Consider the following 18,991-nt stretch of genomic DNA (forward strand, 5'->3'; position numbering starts at 1 on the left):
TTCAAACATGAACAATACAATTTCCCCGGATAAATCCCCATACCGTTTCAAATTCTCTGATCAAACAAAAGGAATGTTTTTTGCCATCCTTGCTGGCTGCCTATGGGGATTGAGTGGTGTAATCGGACAATATCTTTTACAAACCGTTCATATTAATACAGCCTGGATGATCGCTATACGCATGTGGTTACCTGGAACAATCCTGTTAGGACTTTGTTATCGCAAATACGGGAAAAATATTTTTCTTCCCTTAAAAAACAGAAAAGACATTATCTACCTGGTGAATTTTTCAATTTTTGGCATTCTTGTTTCACAACTCTGCTACTTTTTAACCGTTAAATATTCCAATGCGGCAACAGCAACAATATTGCAATATTTATATCCAATCGTCATTGCAGTCATATTGACTATCTATTTGAGAAAACCTCCCTCTTTATATGTTATCCTATCCATTATCTTAGCAATTACAGGAACATTCTGTATCATTACAAACGGTTCGATTTATGAAATCACCCTTCCCCCAAAAGCTTTGTTATACGGTGGTATCAGTATTCTTAGCTCGGTAATTTATACATTATATCCAATCCCCCTTCTCCAAAAATATAATACCTCAACCATTGCGGGATGGGGTATGTTAATCGGCGGGATCATTCTCAATTTTTTCTACCCTTTCTGGCATCTAGAAGTAAATCTAAATGTTATTAACTGGATTGAACTGATGATAGTCATTTTTGGCGGAGGAATGTTTGGTTTTCTTTTCTATCTTATAGGAATAAAATTATTGGGCAGCACAAAAGGTAGCATTTTAGCAACGGTGGAACCGTTATCAGCTGTTTTTTTCTCTGTTTTCCTTTTAAATGTGAAATTTACCTTAATAGACTGGCTAGGAACTGCCTGTATTATCAGCATGATTATTATTTTAGCAGTTAAAAAGGTTTAGGGTAAAATCCAAGTCTGAAAATCTCTTGAATCATTTAATTGCCACTGTTTCATACTTGCCTGATCCAGGTCAGATAATTCAGCAAGTAATAGATTTAACATTAAAAAATTAATTAAATCCTTTAGTTGACTTGATACTTGTCGCACTTGCAATAGAGGCCGGCAACTTCTTTTTGTGCGTGCGACCATGCCAAAGCTATAAATGCCTGATTAACATGATGATTGACTGAAATCTTATCTAAAGTTTTTTAAAATCCGCATGCCCTGATCATTCAAGTATGTGGCAATCTTGTCATTTCTCGCACTGTGATCATATCTTCATAATTTCGATATTTCCCCATTAAAAATCCTGAATTAAGACTATAATAAATAATTACCCCAATATTTTTTCTGATCACAAGATTACGTAATGTATCATCAAATTGCGGATTGTCGTAAAGATTTAGATTGTAATGTTTGATATATTGATAATTACTGCTTTGTGAACAACCTGTATCGAAATTTGACAATTGTTTCAAATTGGGATTTGATACACCTATGGCACGGATCTTTCCTTCTTTCAAAAGTTGTTCATAGGCAAAAAGCGTTTCTTTATAAGCTATATTTTCATCCATCCAATTCGATTGATAAAGATCTATAATATCAATTTGCAATCCTGTTTTGCCCAAATTCTTTTTTTCATATGTTCTTTCCTGAAAATTAAATAATATATAATTAAACACAATATGTTATGAATTTCTAGCTATTCATCTTATAAATAGATTACAATTATGGTATAATTGTTAATCCTAACAGAAAATAGAATTTTCATTGTCGAGTGAAAAATATTTTATTTTTAAATAAAGTGTAATTATTCAAAAAAAACGATAAAATAGTCAGAATTATCCCCAAATATTCTAAATTAAGGGTAAAGTAATATTCATGCGTAAAAAAATAATTTTATATGCTTTCATTTTCTTAACCTGTGTTGGTATTGGAATATATTATCGCTATGAAGTGCAAAGCGAAAATCACGCAGATGCAGCCTTGCAATCTGGATATTTATATCTGAAAAATAACAAACCATTACAGGCTATGGGGGACTTTAGTTTTCTGTCAGAATATTACGGTAATCGTCACAATAAGACAATTCAGAAAATTGTAGCCAAGGGTTTATTAAAAAAAGCCGAAATCCTTACCAATCTTCATGATATTGAAGGAGCCATCATTACCTATGAACAACTCAGCAACCTCTACATGGGCAGCAACAATAAAAAAATACGGTATGATGTAGCAAAAGCGCGGTTTAACCAAGGTAACCTCTTACTTCAACAAAAACAATATGATGAAGCCATGCTAGCCTTTTCATATTTGGTTTCCACATATGGATCTGATCAGAAAATTGATATTAAGCGCATGATTGCTCAGGTTATGTATAATGAAACTGTAATTCTGAACGAAACTGGGCATCATGATACAGCCCTCAACATCCATTCATCAATTGTAGAAAAATTTGTCAAAGACAAAGATCCAACCCTTCGGTTAATCACTGCCCGATCCATTATGGCCAGAACCAAAAACCGTCTTGACCGTAAAGAATGGGGAATAGCACTTTATAACAGCAATGCATTTATTCGGTTATATCATGATGATCCCAATCCTCAGATCAAAAAATTTCTTTTGCAAAATTTGTTATATCGAGCCGAAATACTTCATCGCGTAGTTCACATTCCTGAAAATCAAAAAGATTTATTTGGCAATGATCCACAAAACGCCGCATTAAAAACCTATGATGAAATTCTGGCAAAAATCAATGCCTCTACAAACAAAGATGAAGATTTGCCATATTACAAATCCATTGCCCTGTTAGGTAAAACGCAGATTTTAAACAGTAAACATGATACAGATACAGCGTTGGTTCTATGCAACCAAATTCATGATGATTTTTCACAATTCACCAACCCAAAAATCAGGAAGATCGTCGCTATGGCACTGCTTACCAAAGCCAATATCCTCACTGATCTTAACCGCTTGAACCAGGCCTCTTCTGTCTACGACCAGATCTTGAACAAATATAAATCAGTTCATGATTCAGAACAAAATGACCTGAATGACATAATTATCAAGGCATATATCAATAAAAGCATTATTTTGGAAAAACAGAAACAGAGCAAATTCGCCTTGCAATATTTAACCGATGTAATAAAACTTTATAAGGATACTCAAGACGAGAAATTATATTATGAAATCAGCAATGCCTATCTAACCAAGGCCGAACTTCAAATCAATTCACAGCAATATGACCAGGCTCTTTCAACTTATACAGAATTTATCGCTGTTGCTCATCATAAAAATAATCCAAAAACCCGCTATAATGGTGCCGATGCAATTTTAAAAAAAGCAAAGCTTCAAATTATGTTACATAAAGGTATTGAAATTAAACAAACATATGATCAACTGATTAATTTTTATATTGACGATCAAAATATCAATATCAAACGACTAATTGCGCAGGGTATGTATGACCATGCTGAAAAGTTGTTTAAAAATAACCGGGGATATACAGCACTCAATACAATACAGGATATTTTCAATTATTTCAAAGCGAGTGAAAAAGATCAATTCATTGCCAATATCCTTGATAAAACCAATGCCCTGAACAAACAGCTGGATCGTTCAATAAGCTGGTAATTTTTTTACTTTTTACACAAAAAAGCTATGATTTTATTAAATCATAGCTTTATTAAAACGAAAAAATTTAAAAAACTAGTTTTTACTTTTATCAACCAAACGGTTTTTTGTAATCCATGGCATCATTTCACGTAATTTTCCACCAACCTGTTCAATTGGATGATTGTTCAATTGCTGGCGACGTGCTTTTAAACTTATTTGTCCAACCTTATTATCAGTCATAAATTTATTAACAAAGGTTCCATCCTGTATATCCTTTAAAATATTCCGCATGGCGTTACGAGATTCTTCTGTAATAACCCGAGGACCTGAAACATATTCTCCATATTCCGCTGTATTTGAAATTGAATAGTTCATATTGGCAAACCCTCCCTCATAAATAAGGTCAACAATCAACTTAACCTCATGAAGACACTCAAAATATGCCATTTCAGGTGCATATCCTGCTTCAACAAGCGTTTCAAACCCATTTCGGATCAAGTCTACCAATCCACCACATAATACCGCCTGTTCACCAAAAAGATCTGTTTCACATTCCTCACGAAAGGTTGTTTCAATAACGCCAGAACGGCCACCACCTATTGCGGCGGCATAAGAAAGCGCAATCTCTAGGGCATTACCTGAAGGATTCTGGTGAACGGCAACCAAACATGGAACCCCTCCACCACGCTGATATTCTGAACGAACAGTGTGGCCTGGACCTTTTGGAGCAATCATGAAAACATCCAGATCAGGACGAGGTTCAATAATCTTGAAATGAATGGCTAAACCATGTGCAAAGGCAATTGCGGCTCCTTGCTTAAGATTTTTTTCCAATTCTTCACGATATAAATCCCCTTGCGCTTCATCTGGAGTCAAAATCATAACAACATCAGCCCAGGCGGCAGCATCTGCGACACTCATAACCTTTAAACCAGCCGCTTCTGCTTTTTGTGCACTCTTGGAACCTGGACGAAGACCAATTACAATATCTTTTACCCCACTATCTTTCATATTGTTTGCATGGGCATGACCCTGGCTGCCATAGCCCAATACGGCAACTTTTTTATTCTTGATCAAATTAACATCTGCGTCACGATCATAATAAACACGCATCTTAATAATCCTTACAAATTTTCAATTTAATAAATTGTATGACAACCACGTCCAATTGCGGCAATACCTGTTCTGGACAATTCTACCAAACCCAATGGACGTAATAAATCCACAAAAGCATTTATTTTTTCAGTTTTACCAGTCAGTTCAAACACAAGGGAATCAATACTTGCATCAACAACCTGTGCCCGGAATGCACCAGCCAAATTTAACGCTTCTGTTCTTTCATTTCCTTTGGAAACAACCTTAATTAATGCTAATTCGCGTGCAACATATGAACTCTGTTCACATAAATTAACAACATGATAGACAGGAACCTGCCTACTTAACTGCTCTTTGATTTGATCAATCACCATGGGAGTGCCAGAAGTCAGAATATTGATTCTGGATTTCTTTTCATCCTTATTTACAGGCGCGACAGTAAGACTTTCAATATTATACCCGCGTCCCGACAACAGACCTATAACACGGGACAGAACACCACTTTCATTTTCAACAATCAAAGAAAAAACAGCTTTAACAAAATTATCTTTATCTTCGATGACTTCCGATAACGATACATTATTACGTTGATTGCCCATTTTTATTCCCAACATTAAAATAAAATAAAAAATGCCAAGCCTTATTTTTTATTTGCTCCCAATATCATCTGATTGTGGGGTGCACCCGCTGGAATCATTGGAAAACAATTTTCCTCTTGCTGAACACAAACATCAACCAACACTGGTCCCGGCTCATCAAGCATTTCATCAATGACATTATCCAAGTCATCAATCGTTTTTATTCTCAATCCCTTAATGCCAAAACTTTCCGCCAATTTGACGAAATCAGGCAGACTTTCACTGTAACTTTCAGAATAGCGTCCACCATGAACCAATTCCTGCCACTGTCGCACCATACCCATATAATGGTTATTCAAGATAAAAATCTTCACTGGCAGACGATATTGTTTGATTGTGGCCAGTTCCTGAATGTTCATCATGGTAGAGGCCTCGCCCGCAATATCTATAACAAGATCCTCGGGATGCGCAATTTGTGTTCCTACAGAAGCCGGTAATCCATACCCCATGGTTCCCAATCCACCAGATGTCATGAAATGATTAGGCTGATCAAAAACATAATATTGAGCTGTCCACATTTGGTGCTGACCGACTTCTGTTGTTACATATGCCTCTTTTTTTCTTTTTTTAACCGCTTTGTAAAGCGAACGAATGGCATGCTGGGGCTTTACAATACTGCCCTTTGATTTATCCTGATCATATTTCAGGCACTCTATTGACTGCCATGCTTCAATTTGTTTCCACCAGTTTTTCAAATCTTTTTTCTGATCTTCCCTTTTGTCCCATAGCTTGATCATCAACTCGATCGTTTTGGCCACGTCCCCGACAATAGGTATGTCAACAATTACAATCTTGTTAATTTGAGAAGGGTCAATATCAGCATGTATTTTAATGGAATTCGGTGAGAAATGTTTTACACTGCCTGTAACACGGTCATCAAATCGCGCACCCAAAGCAATCAAGACATCACAATCATGGGTGGCCATATTTGCTTCATAAGTTCCATGCATTCCTAACATGCCGAGAAAATGCTTGTCTGAACCGGGAAATGCACCAAGACCCATTAACGTAGCAGTACACGGAAAATCGGTTAAGTTAACCAATCTCTTTAACGATTCACATGCCTTTTTTCCAGCATTAATAACCCCACCTCCTATATAGAATAAGGGACGCTTTGCCTTTTTCATTGCATCTACCGCTTTTACAACCTGATTTTCATCGGGTTCAGTAACCGGTCTATAAGATGGATAAGGTTCGACTTTGTTTTTCTTAATATAGGGTGCTTTTTCTAAAGTGACATCTTTTGGAATATCGACAAGAACAGGTCCGGGCCTACCTGTTTTGGCTATATAAAATGCCTCATGCAATTTCTGAGCCAATTTTTCCGTATCCTTAACCAGATAATTAAATTTAGTCGCGGCCCTAGTAATCCCAACCGTGTCCGCTTCTTGAAAAGCGTCATTACCAATCAAACTTCTGAAGACCTGTCCACTGATACAAACAATGGGAACGGAGTCCATTAAGGCATCCACCAACCCAGTAACGGTATTGGTTGCGCCCGGTCCACTGGTAACCAAAACAACACCTACCTTTCCCGTTGAACGGGCATAGGCTTCAGCGGCATGCACGGCAGCCTGTTCATGGCGTGTTAGAATATGGCGAATTTTCTTTTGCTTGAATAAAACATCATAAATGGGCAGAACAGCCCCACCCGGATATCCAAAAATAATATCCACACCCTGATCAACGAGTACCTGTAAAAGAACTTCTGCTCCAGTCATATCATAATTTTTTTTTTCTTTAAGAGCATTATTACCGTTCTTTTGCATAGCCTCTGTCATTTTCAATTAATCCTTGGTATTAATAGAATTATAAATTTAAACCAAATAAAATGATTTGCAGTTTAATCTTATCTTATAAATTATTATTGAAATTACCCTAATCAATAAATGATTATTCGTCAATAAAACTATTAATAAAAAGTTCAGATTTTTTAATAATTCTTTGCAAATATTGCGTATTTCTGTCTATTCTTGAATTAAAAATACAAGTTTGCTGCACTGGCGCTAAAATTCGATGTGAAAACCATGTTTCCTGACGCTTAATGTATCGTTGCGTATTCTTTACAGCCTGTTCAACGGCCTCTTTAATAGAAATCCTGTTATTAAGATAAGCCATAAACTCTGGAACTCCATGAGCTCTGGACAAAGGACATGACAAAGACGGTTTTTTTTCCGCATAAAGTTTAACCTCTTCCAGTGCACCTTCATCAATCATCAATCCAAAACGATTAGCTACGGCTTGACGTAAAACAGAACGCTCAGGTGCAAGGCGAATAACAATAAAATTACAATCTGCACCAGGTAAATGCGCATGTTTTTGCCAATATCTCAATCCTTTCCCACTTGATTTCCAGACTTCCCATGCTCGAGCAATTCTTTGAGAATCATTAGATTTTAATTCCTCGACCGATTCAGGATCTTCTTTGGCCAATTCATTATATAAATCCGCTAGTTTTCCATCATTGACCAACTGACGTGCCTGTTTCCTTATTGACGGATCCGGTTCAGGTATCGTGGCAATACCATGAATTAAGGAATGAAAATACATGCCTGTTCCACCACATAATACAGGCAATTTGTGATTTTCCCATATTTTCTGCAACTGATTAAGTGCCTGTTGTCGCCACCAACCAACATTACCCGTTTCATACCAAGGCAACACCCCATATAAATAATGTGGAACTCGTTTTTCATCCTCAAAAGAGGGACGAGCGGTTATGATACGTAAATCAGCATAACATTGCATTGCATCCGCATTGATAATTGATCCATTTAAACTTTGTGCAAGCTGTAAAGCGAGGAAAGATTTACCTGAACATGTTGGACCGGCAACAATAACCGCCCAATTTTTTTTTTCCTGCCGCAATTCATTATTTAAAGACCGTGATTGAAGCACCGCCTGTTCCATAAGCATAATCCATGTTTTGGTTTATTCATAATAATTGAATCACTAATTAGTTATAAAACAATTCCCTGAAAACCGCTTTATATAATTAAATTTCAGAAGTTCTTGTTTTTATGAGAAAAATCATTAAAAGTTAACCAAAATCAAATTGATCTGAATTCATTATGTTAAAGCCCCAATCTTATCACGGATAATTTTATGTCCTTTATTTTTACTTTGGTAACACCACCCTCATTGCTTAATCAATCAATTATAGATCGAGTTAGACAGAAATTCTCATATCTGAATTATCAATGGCTTTCTCATGAAGAAGCGATAGATTTTATCGCTCCAGCTTCCATTAATAATCTAACCGGAGCTCTGACACTTTATCAAGATATAAAAAAATCGCTGGATATTGATGAGGCAGATTTTTTTATAACCTGTTCCACGCACAGAAAAAAAAGGCTTTTAATAGCTGATATGGACAGTACTATCGTGAAAAATGAAACACTTGATGACCTGGCTGCCGAAGCAGGAATTGGCGATCGCATTTCTGCAATAACCGAACGTGCCATGAATGGTGAGCTTGATTTTGAAACAGCCCTAAAAGAAAGAATCGCCTTGTTGAAAAATGTTTCTATAAATTTTTTGGAAAAAACCTGGAATAAAACAAAACTCAATGAAGGGGCAAAAATTCTTGTAGCTACAATGAAAAACCATTATGCGCATACAGCTTTAATTTCCGGAGGGTTCACCTATTTTACCGAAAAAGTAAGCCAGATTTGTCAATTTGATGAAAATCATGCAAATCAATTAAGTTTTCAGGATAATATGCTTGATGGAAAGGTTATTCCTCCCATTCTTGGAAAAGAAGCTAAGTTGAATCATCTTCAACGCCTTACAAAAGAACTTTCCTTGTCCAATGATGAAACAATGGCAATTGGCGATGGTGCCAACGATTTGCCCATGTTAAGTTCTGCAGGATTAGGTATCGGTTTTTATCCCAAACCGATTGTTGCTGAAAAAATTATAAATAAAATTCAGCATACCTCATTACTATCCGCTTTATTCGTTCAAGGTTACAAACGTAATGAATTTACATCATTATAAAATGTAATATTTTCCATAAAAAACAAATTTTTTGATCAAATTTACTCTATGATAATTTTGTTATTTCTCTTCCTTCATGATCGTGACAAGTAAACCATACAAGTTTAATATACTAAATGCAGTGGAATAAAGAAAAACATTCAGCTTATCAAACTGATAACTTTTTATTTAATCAGCTTATACCCTATATAGGGAATAAACGAAAATTATTGGATTTAATTCATCTCGGTCTGTCCAAAACTAAAGGTTCGCCAAAAAATGGATTGTTTATAGATTTATTTTCAGGCAGCGGCGTAGTCAGCCGCCTTGCAAAAAAAATAGGCTATCGCGTATTTTCCAATGATTGGGAACCTTATAGCCGAATCCTCAATATTGCTTCAATACAGATACAATCTTCTCCCAAATTCTTCAATGAACAATCCTATGAAGATATTTTGCTGTATCTAAATAATCTGCCACCGATACAGAATTGGGTAACCTCTCATTTATGTCCTGAAAATGATGACCAATATGATTTATCCAAAGACCGGCTTTTTTACATGCGAAAAAACGGTTTAAAAATTGATGCAATACGTGAAAAAATATTCGAATGGGAACAAAAAGATAAACTTAGCGAAATTCAATTTGCCTGCCTGCTTGCTCCACTACTTTATTGTGCGTGTTATCATGCAAATACAAGTGGCGTTTTCAAAGGCTTTCATAAGGGATGGGGCGGACAAACAAAAACCGCCCTTTATCGTATTGCGGGAGATTTAAAGCTACAACCTATACAATTTTTTAACAATCATCAGGAAAATTTAATTTTTCAAATGGATGCGCAACTTCTTGCTGAAAAATTACAAAATATGAATTTACCCGATTACTCAATTGCCTATTTAGATCCACCCTATAACCAGCATCCATACGGATCCAATTATCATGTCCTGAACAGTATTACCTTGTGGGACAAGCCTAATATATCCAACAAAATTTCCTGCCGGGATAAATCTGCAATTCGTAAGGATTGGAGAAAAGACCGAAAAAGTGCTTATACCATTCGCAAACAGGCAAGTGATGCTTATAATACACTTCTTCAGACTCTGCCTACACAATGGATAATGACTAGCTATAGTACAGATGGTTTTATACCTTTGGAGGAAATGATACGCCAAAACTGTACAATTGGCCGTGTATCAATTTTTGCAAAAATTTATAAACGTTATCGTGTCAGCAGCCAGCGTTATTCTCATAAAGCCAATAACGTAGAATTTGTAATTCTAACCAAAAAAGGAAAAAAAACAAATCAATCCAGTGAAATTTTGACAGAAAAAATTTTTGAATTGGAAAAAAAAATGCGTTTATCGAACAATAGAGATAAAAACAAAACCATTTATTGTTTTTGAAAAACAAATATTAAATATTATATAATAATCATTATCTAATCAATTTAACTAAACCGTTGATTATTCAACAATATTACATTCTGAATTAATTTTTAAAAATGAGAAACTATAAAAAATTATATAATTTATTTTAAGTCTTACTTCCTAGCATAGAAGTAAGACAATCTCTAAAGATTTTATCTCATTTTTTATAATCTTTATAAAGGCACTTTAAAAAATTTGATGAGAGCTTTTTTACAGGCTAGTACAGCCGATTTTTCTGCTTTTGTTAAATTCTCCAAAAGTTGCTGACGATTGTCTGCCTCCTCAATTTTAACAATACTTACCAATTCATTTGCATTAATAGCTTCCCCTTTATTCCGTTCCTGAGGGAGCTGAGCCAAATGAAATTGAATTAGCTTACTGTTATCTAAATTGTGAAAGGCATTTTTAACTTCCAAATTTGCAATTTTTTCTTTTTCTTTTTTATCAAGTCGCAAAATATTTGGCGGATTAACTTCTTCAGGAATTATTAGCAAACCCAATTTGCGACATAAAATTCCAATTTTCTGACTTGAAGTCATCCATACTAGAGGAATTGCCAATAATAATCCCAGCAATACAGGTGTCATCCATAAAAATAAAGAAAAAGAAACTGCCCAGGCAGCTGCACCCATTAAAATACCAATAACTGTATGTGGCCAATAATCCCGGATAACATCTTTTAAGGGAATATAACCGACGTCTCTACGTTGGGCATTCCATCCTGAATCATATCCCAACAATATTGACGCTACCGCCGCGGTTTGAATCAACATCGCAACAGGTGCAATCAATCCACCTACAAGCGTTTCAATAACAATGGAGAACAAAGCCTTGATTTCTCCACCGCATCCTTTTCTTAAAAAAGGATTGGCCAAAAGAGCAATCCACGCTAAAAATTTAGGGGCCAACAAAACAAGCATAGTTAAAATAAAAACATATTCAGCCTGAACTGGATCAACCTGGGGCCAGTGAGGAAATAATACGCGATCCGTTGTACTGAAATATTCCGGTTTCATGAATAAAGCCTGTAGTGATACCAGAATACCGGCAAGCAAAAATAACAGCCACAATGGTGACATTACATACGCCCCAATACCTGTTATCATATGCATACGACTTATCCAGCTCAACTTTTTTGTTGGAATTATCATGGCATGTTGCAAATTCCCCTGACACCAACGACGATCACGGATAGCAATATCAGTCAAGGAAGGCGGACTTTCCTCATAGGAACCCTGTAATGCAGGAACCATATGAATGGCCCATCTCCCCCTTCTCATCAAAGCCGCCTCAACAAAATCATGACTCATAATCATGCCACCAAAAGGTTTTCTCACTGCCGGAAGATGGGGCAATCCAGCCTGCTCGGCAAAAGCTTTGATCCGTATGATCGCATTATGTCCCCAATAATTACTTTCTGACCCGTGCCACCATGCTAAACCATAAGCGATAGTAGGACCATAAACCCGTCCGGCAAATTGTTGCAAGCGCGCAAACAACGTTGTGCCATTGACAATAACCGGTAAAGTTTGAATCAATCCAACTTCTGGGTTTTCTTCCATGGCTGCACAGATTCTTACTATCGTGTCCCCTTCCATCAGGCTATCCGCATCAAGAGTCAACATATGTTCATAGGCCCCACCAAAACGTCGAACCCATTCCCCCAAATTTCCAGCCTTACGATCGGTATTTTCAAAACGGCGTCGATAAAAAATCTTATTTAGACCCTTTGTTTCTTCAATCAGGCGTAAATAAGTTGCCTCTTCCTCAACCCATACATCCGGATCGGTAGTGTCCGATAAAATGAAATAATCAAAGTGATCACCCTGACCAGTCGCTTGAAGACTGTTAAAGATTGCTTTCAAACCAGCCAAAACACGATGTGGATCCTCGTTGTAGGTAGGCATTAGCACTGCTGTCTTATTATGCAAATTAGGAATTTGTGCTTTGGGATCGATATTTAGCGAAAGACCTCCCTTTTGTTTCAATTGCTCAAAAAATCCTCCAAGTGATGAAACAAAAGAAAAGGCAATCCATAAAAACAATACTGTAAAAATAATCAGAATAATAACGCCAAGGGAATTCATGCCTGTGCTGTTAAACACTAGATTCATTTCGTAGGAGGCGTACGCCGTTAATAAAAAAGATAATAAAAAAACAAACAATCTTCTAAAGAAAATTGTCTTTGGTTCAGTTTTCATTCTTTTAGATCGATTATGAATATTTGGCCTTGAAAATAAATTTTGCACAGGCATTTCAATAGGAGATTCTGGAGGAAGGGCAGCAAATTCAAATTTGTCAGCTGTTAAGTCCTGAAATTTGATTTCATTCAAATCATTTTGCAGATGACAATGATTATTGACCTTTAATTCAACCATAAGTATTTTTTTCTCCTATTTAAAATACCCGAAGCCTAACTTACAAATATAAATATTTCAATAGACTGGAAACAAATGCATCCAAGAAGTTGATTATAAAATCAATTTACTCATACATGGATAAATGATTTTTGAAAATAATAACCGTTTCTTATACCTACCTAAAAAAAATCCCAAGCTTTTCATGCTTGGGTTATTAAACAATAAATTTCACAAATATGTTACGGTGTCCAACGATAGGTCCATTGTTCGGAAATTGGTTGATCCCCATCCATTAAAACACATTTCAATTCAGCCATTTTGGCCCCTTTAGGATCGAACTCAAAAGTCGTTCTCCATTTATGCAAATTTGTATCTGAATACATGCTTATATTGCTAATTTGACCCGTGGAAGAGGATACATTGACATGCAATTGTTTGTCCGATGAATAGCCGTTCAATGGACCATCAAAAAAATCTATACAAATAAATCTTACATCCGGTTTATCAACAACTGCCCCTATTCTGGTTGCAGCAATACGAGATAAGGATGTTGTCCATGGATTATCCCATCCCCAATATAAACGGTAAGTAAAGGAATATTCTTTTCCTTCTCTAAAAACTTCTTTGGGACGCCAGAATGCCACAATATTATCATTGACTTCACTGGGGGAAGGTATTTCAACCAAATTGACACTACCCGCTTGCCATTCACCCACGGGTTCAACCCAGGCGGTTGGTCTTAATTCATAATGCAAAGACAGATCTTCATACTGGCTAAAGGCATGTTTACGTTGAATTAGGCCAAAACCCTTTAACGCGTTATCAACAAAAACAGAATATTGTAAATCAACTGGATTGGTTAAAGGTCTCCATATTTGTTGTCCTGTACCTGTCCATATAAGGAGACCCTCACTGTCATGGGCGGCAGGACGCCAATCATCAATATGATTACGATCATTAGCATCAAAATAAAACATACCAGTCAGGGGGGCAATTCCGCCATTAGAAATTAATTTACGGGGATAGATATGAGTTTCAACATCGAATATTGTCATGTTACCTGGGCGAATTGTAAAGCAATATGCCCCGGTTAATGAAGGGCTGTCCAGCAATGCATATATAACCAACGATTCAATGCCGTTTTTAGGCTTGACAATCCAGAACGCCCGAAATAGAGGAAATTCCTCTCCTTGTGGATCCGCGGTTCCCTTAGCAAAACCACGCGCAGACAAACCATATTGTTGACCTTTGGCTATCGCCCTGAAATAGGATGCACCTAAAAATACTGCAAATTCTTCCATCGTTTCCGATTGATTGAGTTTGGTCATCAATTTCAGGCCAGAAAATCCTAAATCCTGATCAATTTTGTGTTTAGGATCCGCATAGGAAAACATGTCAGAATGATATTGAACAGGCTTGGAAACCCCATCAATTACCTCGTAAATATCTATACGTGGTCGATATAAAAAACCTCTCGGAAAGAATTCAATAGCAAAATTTAAATTTTCATTATTCCATAAAGCTCTTTCATGGCGGAATTCAATTCCCCTAAATCCATCAAAATCTAGTTTGTCAATCACATCTGGCAAATGATCATCAGGTGCCTTATACGCACGTTGCGCCATTGATTTTGCCAATTGTCTTACCGTAGTTTGATCAAATGGTTTTCCCTGATCCACAGAATTATGTTCATCTGCTTTTGCAAGAGATACTGGGGAAATATTTGTTATTCCACCAACTATTCCAACCAAGGAGGCTCCTGCTGTAGTACGCAAAAGATCCCGACGAAATACCACGACTTATTCCTTATTCTTCTGTTACAAATTATCTTTACACGTTTTAAATTTATAAACGAGTAAATACTAGTTAAAATCAACACTAATTACAATTAAAAACAATATAACCGTATAAATAGGTAAATATAAAAATATTTCGTCTGCACGACTTTTTTTCTACAAAACATGATGCAAACTGATATGATTATATTGATTTTTCAGCCAAAAAATTATTTGAATTACATATAAATATTTGGTCTTACATAAATAGATTAATATAATTACCGAAATACTGTAACAAAAATACCGTTTTCAAATCAACAATTTTATTTTCTTTGATCCATTCAAAGGCCAACGTCAATTTCATTTCCAATATTTCAATATTTTCGCCTTCCTGTCGTAATCCACCACCCTTTTGATCTTGCTTATCCACGGAAGCGATAAAATAATATAATTTTTCTGTTGTGATTCCTGGCGAACTATACAAGGCAAATAAATGGTACAACTGATTTATATGCCAACCTGTCTCTTCTTTTGCCTCTCGATAAGCAGCTTGATAAGCCGCTTCCAATGGATTTTTTTTTAAGGGATCATAATCTGATGAATCTATGTTGCCTGCACATACTTCTATAACCGGATTATTATCGTCACCTCTTGCAAGAACAGGTGCCCGCCATTGTGAAGTTAAAATAATGTTTCCATTATCATGACGAAATAATAAAACCGCAACACTGTCATTTACTCTTAATATTTCACGCTTGATAGACTTTTCATTACCATCCGAATATTTCTGAACAGCTTCTGCTCTATCAAGTTTAAAATGTCCTTTCCATAAATTTTCATAATGTTTAACAATCAGTTTGGACATTAGTCAAGCTTTCTAATCCACCATTTGACCGGTTTTTGTCCCAATTCATCAACAATATCATCATCTTCCATAATCTCAACAGTCTCAATTTCATTTGGTTTATTAAAACTGGATGTCACACTCTTGAATTGTTCTGAAAGTTGAATATTCAATTTTTCCAAATTCTCGACTTGTTTTTGCATCAATGTCATTTTCTCGACAAGTATTTCTACATGTTTAAGAATTGTTTTGAAACTATTTTCATCTTTTTCGTTTGTTATCGATAATTTTCGGTTATATTTTGACAGTTTATCATCAACTGAAAAATCTTGAAAATATGTTTTTCTAGAAAATTTTTCTGAATTCTGTTTTTTAACAATTACTCCTTGATCCCTAATAAACCGTCTTTTAGGAAAATTATCATTTCCTTTTTCTTTCACTGTCTTTTTATTTGTAGAATCCCCTATACTTTCCAACGCCCTTTTAACAGCATCTATATCAGTTATATTCGAAAATTTTTCTTCTTTATTATCAGTTCTCATTAAAAAAAATTCCCACTTTAAAAATCATGCTTATTATTAAGTATAAATATTTTTATTGGTTTATATTGGTTATTAAGTGATAAATTCTAGAGATAAATCTCTAGAAAAATTAATATTTTCGATTTTTTAAACAAATATTCAAGTTTATTTCGCTATTTACTATGAATTAATAAACTTAATTATTATTTTTTGACTTACACGTTTTTATTTAGTATTACCTAAAAAATTAATATATTTTGCAATATTTATAAAATACTTTTAATATAATTTTGTTTTATAATTAATAATACACAATTTTTTTTATTATTCTTTTAACCTCTTTGCCATCTTAAAGCTTTATATTATTTTTTTATACTTAATTCATAAATAGTTTTTTTTCAACTCTTTAAATCGTATAAATAAGGTGAAAAATGGAATTCCAAAGAAAATTTTTATTTATTAATATTTCTCTCGCCTTCGGGGCACTTTACTGTTTACTGGCAGTTATATTTTCTTCACTTACCTCCCATTTACCAGATCAATATTTCATTAATGATGGCAGAAATATGAGTCGAATAGCGAATAATATATTATTCATTCACGGATTAGCCTTGATATCAGTTTCCATATTACAAAAAATATGGAAACTGAATTTACATTTTTTTCTAATCGGATGTATATTTACTCTAGGGTTAACTTTGTTTTGCTCAGGTGTCTTTTACATCAGTTTCACCGGTTTTCATCCATTTTTACCCATAGCACCAATCGGAGGTACTCTTCTTATTTTTGGTTGGCTATATTTAGCGATTTTAGCTCTATTTCTTAAATAAAATTATTATTATTGTCATTAATTATTATCTAAAGAATTTTCTTTCATTTTAAATTCTTCTTGTCTCACAATTGATAATTCATGAGATGCCAAATTATTAGTTATTTGATCAGCCTGTAATGCAACAGCTTTATACAAATAATTCTTGGCATCTGTATATTCTTTTAAAAATCGGGCACTTTTGCCAGCCCTTATATATAAATTGGCTGCCTGAATCCGATCACCTTTTGATTCATAAGCCATAGCCTGAATAACAAGCGCCCTAACCATTGCTCTATATTCAATTTGTTGACGACGGCTTGTCTCTACAAATCTTGACGTGGTAATAGCATCATCATATTTCCCATTTCTATAATTCAACAATGCATGCAATTCACCTTGATCCGCTTTCCAACTATCCTCTTTTCTTGCATTTTTATCTTTTAGAATTAATTGATCAAGCTTTTGAGAAGCTTTAACCAACAGGGAAATATTATTTTGATCGTTAGCAATCAATCCTATGAAAAAATAAGCCCGTTCCCGTATATCATCTTGCGACGTTTGTACCGCATTTTGTAAAAGTCTCAAAGCCTCGTCTTGACGATGCAACCGGTATAAAATGGCTGCTTCAACTAAATCCAGTTGAGGACTATTTTTTTCGTCTCTAATATATAATTCGTTACGGACAGCCTGAACAGTTTCATAAGCCTTTTGTATATTATTCATATCCAACTGAACAACAGCCAAATTATAACCTGCATTCTCAATATCATCCTGATCATCACGGGTTAAAGCAAATTGATACGATTTTAGATAATTCATTTCAGCCTGTTTTAACCGATTATAAAATACTCCCTGTTTGGCAATGTCCATAGTTCGTTGCAAAGGTTCATCTCTAGGTGGATCATTTTGTGTAACGCCGCATGCTGCCAGAAATAGAAAACCTGTAAGACAAAACGGAATCTTTCCTAAATTTCCTATCATGGTCTTACCTCTCTTGCGTGTAGACGTTTTGTTTTATGAGGCGCTTTTCCATTCCCGCCCAATATCCACATACTTTTCAGTTGTATAATCAATCGTTGTAGATCACCCATTGTTGATTGCAATTGAATCATCATATCCGGCAACTCTGCCGTTGCATCTTGAACATTTTTAGCTATCGGTTTCAAAGAAGGTGAAGCCTTGCTTAAATCTCTGGAAACTTTTTTGAAATTAACCATGACCTTATCAGAATTTTTAACAACATGATTAATATTATTTTCAATCGGTTTCAATTGTTCAATAACATTGTTGATTGTTTGAACCATATTTTCAGCTCTTCTGATTAATTCATCATTATTAACCAAACGACCGACTGTTCCACGCCCCTGTTGAATTCCCTCAACTGTCATTTCAAGTGAAGCCATCATATTTTTTGCACTATCCATAATTGGAACAATACGTTTATGGATTTGCAATACCATTTGTGAAATCTGGTCTGCAGGATTAGGCTCTGTCTTCGCCGACAAAACAGCATAACGCCAATTTAGCGGCGTACTATACCCTCTTGTTATAGAAACAAAAGCGGCACCTGCTACGGCAAATTTACGTTTGATGGTGACTGTACTATCTCGTCTGATAAAAGTTCTGATCTGGGGATCCAGCATTGCGATTGCCGTTAAACCACCATCAGAATTGACATTGATTTTTTGTATGGTCCCCGCATTAATACCGAACACCTCCACATCATCTCCAACCGATAGATTGTCAACACCTGTTTGTGGCAGGATAATATTCAGTTGTGCCGCAGGGGTAAGCCAGTCCCGTAATACACCAGCTTCAATAATTGCACCAATAAATGCCAATAAACATAAAAGAACAAGACCACCTGTCCACTCATTGGCATATCTTAGCTGAAATAACTGTCGCGCTTTTGTGTATCGTTTGCTGTTAAACATTTTATTTTATAACC

The 18,991-nt window shown here is 35.4% G+C and carries 17 protein-coding genes; 5 read left to right on the forward strand and 12 right to left on the reverse strand.

Features of this window, described 5'->3' with window-relative positions:
* The first annotated feature begins 7 nt into the window (after positions 1–7).
* Entirely contained in the window at positions 8–940 is a 933-nt protein-coding gene (locus tag H3T57_RS04210) for a DMT family transporter (RefSeq protein ID WP_198193291.1), read from the forward strand.
* On the opposite strand, the gene H3T57_RS09075 is transcribed toward H3T57_RS04210, so the two are convergent.
* Positions 937–1,128, reverse strand: coding sequence for a hypothetical protein (locus tag H3T57_RS09075; RefSeq protein WP_232349723.1), 192 nt, complete (start codon positions 1,126–1,128; stop codon positions 937–939). The genes H3T57_RS04210 and H3T57_RS09075 overlap by 4 nt on opposite strands.
* Positions 1,129–1,211: 83 nt before the next feature.
* Positions 1,212–1,661, reverse strand: coding sequence for an aldo/keto reductase (locus H3T57_RS04215; RefSeq protein WP_198195201.1), 450 nt, complete (start codon positions 1,659–1,661; stop codon positions 1,212–1,214).
* A gap of 199 nt (positions 1,662–1,860) precedes the next feature.
* On the opposite strand from H3T57_RS04215, the gene H3T57_RS04220 reads away from it, so the two are divergent.
* Positions 1,861–3,609, forward strand: coding sequence for a tetratricopeptide repeat protein (locus tag H3T57_RS04220; RefSeq protein ID WP_198193293.1), 1,749 nt, complete (start codon positions 1,861–1,863; stop codon positions 3,607–3,609).
* A 75-nt stretch (positions 3,610–3,684) separates the two neighbouring features.
* Here the strand turns inward: H3T57_RS04220 and ilvC are convergent, their stop codons facing one another.
* From ilvC to miaA, 4 genes are all read right to left on the reverse strand, one after another.
* Positions 3,685–4,704 carry a ketol-acid reductoisomerase gene (gene ilvC, locus H3T57_RS04225; protein ID WP_122123421.1) on the reverse strand — a complete coding sequence of 340 codons (1,020 nt, stop codon included), beginning with the start codon at positions 4,702–4,704 and terminating at the stop codon, positions 3,685–3,687.
* Between the two features lie 26 nt (positions 4,705–4,730).
* Positions 4,731–5,285, reverse strand: coding sequence for an acetolactate synthase small subunit (gene ilvN / locus H3T57_RS04230; protein ID WP_110439014.1), 555 nt, complete (start codon positions 5,283–5,285; stop codon positions 4,731–4,733).
* A 41-nt stretch (positions 5,286–5,326) separates the two neighbouring features.
* On the reverse strand, positions 5,327–7,105 hold the full coding sequence (gene ilvB, locus H3T57_RS04235; protein WP_370552869.1) for a biosynthetic-type acetolactate synthase large subunit: 1,779 nt from the start codon (positions 7,103–7,105) through the stop codon (positions 5,327–5,329).
* Between the two features lie 112 nt (positions 7,106–7,217).
* Complete coding sequence (gene miaA / locus H3T57_RS04240) at positions 7,218–8,234, reverse strand: tRNA (adenosine(37)-N6)-dimethylallyltransferase MiaA (protein WP_198193294.1); 1,017 nt, start codon at positions 8,232–8,234, stop codon at positions 7,218–7,220.
* Between the two features lie 195 nt (positions 8,235–8,429).
* Here miaA and serB point away from each other — a divergent pair, with 195 nt between their 5' ends.
* Entirely contained in the window at positions 8,430–9,323 is an 894-nt protein-coding gene (serB, locus tag H3T57_RS04245) for a phosphoserine phosphatase SerB (RefSeq protein ID WP_198193295.1), read from the forward strand.
* Positions 9,324–9,439: 116 nt separating this feature from the next.
* Positions 9,440–10,705: a DNA adenine methylase gene (locus tag H3T57_RS04250; RefSeq protein ID WP_198193296.1), complete on the forward strand. Its 1,266-nt coding sequence runs from the start codon at positions 9,440–9,442 to the stop codon at positions 10,703–10,705.
* A 197-nt stretch (positions 10,706–10,902) separates the two neighbouring features.
* Here the strand turns inward: H3T57_RS04250 and mdoH are convergent, their stop codons facing one another.
* From mdoH to H3T57_RS04270, 4 genes are all read right to left on the reverse strand, one after another.
* Entirely contained in the window at positions 10,903–13,107 is a 2,205-nt protein-coding gene (mdoH, locus tag H3T57_RS04255; protein ID WP_198193297.1) for a glucans biosynthesis glucosyltransferase MdoH, read from the reverse strand.
* 221 nt (positions 13,108–13,328) lie between these two features.
* Positions 13,329–14,885, reverse strand: coding sequence for a glucan biosynthesis protein G (locus H3T57_RS04260; RefSeq protein ID WP_198193298.1), 1,557 nt, complete (start codon positions 14,883–14,885; stop codon positions 13,329–13,331).
* A 238-nt stretch (positions 14,886–15,123) separates the two neighbouring features.
* Positions 15,124–15,732 (reverse strand): NUDIX domain-containing protein, encoded by a 609-nt coding sequence (locus tag H3T57_RS04265; protein ID WP_198193299.1) that lies wholly within the window; start codon positions 15,730–15,732, stop codon positions 15,124–15,126.
* Entirely contained in the window at positions 15,732–16,253 is a 522-nt protein-coding gene (locus H3T57_RS04270; protein ID WP_155566648.1) for a hypothetical protein, read from the reverse strand. The genes H3T57_RS04265 and H3T57_RS04270 overlap by 1 nt, the downstream gene beginning before the upstream one ends.
* Before the next feature lie 410 nt (positions 16,254–16,663).
* Here H3T57_RS04270 and H3T57_RS04275 point away from each other — a divergent pair, with 410 nt between their 5' ends.
* On the forward strand, positions 16,664–17,062 hold the full coding sequence (locus tag H3T57_RS04275; protein ID WP_198193300.1) for a DUF423 domain-containing protein: 399 nt from the start codon (positions 16,664–16,666) through the stop codon (positions 17,060–17,062).
* A gap of 17 nt (positions 17,063–17,079) precedes the next feature.
* Here H3T57_RS04275 and H3T57_RS04280 read toward each other — a convergent pair whose 3' ends face one another.
* Both H3T57_RS04280 and H3T57_RS04285 read right to left on the reverse strand, forming a co-directional pair.
* Positions 17,080–18,024: a hypothetical protein gene (locus H3T57_RS04280; RefSeq protein WP_198193301.1), complete on the reverse strand. Its 945-nt coding sequence runs from the start codon at positions 18,022–18,024 to the stop codon at positions 17,080–17,082.
* A complete protein-coding gene (locus H3T57_RS04285) occupies positions 18,021–18,977 on the reverse strand; it encodes an MlaD family protein (RefSeq protein WP_110438851.1) in 957 nt (318 codons plus the stop codon). Before H3T57_RS04285 ends, H3T57_RS04280 begins: the two co-directional genes overlap by 4 nt.
* Positions 18,978–18,991 lie beyond the last annotated feature (14 nt).

It is taken from the genome of Commensalibacter sp. W6292M3, from assembly GCF_016101315.1.
GTDB lineage: Bacteria > Pseudomonadota > Alphaproteobacteria > Acetobacterales > Acetobacteraceae > Commensalibacter > Commensalibacter melissae.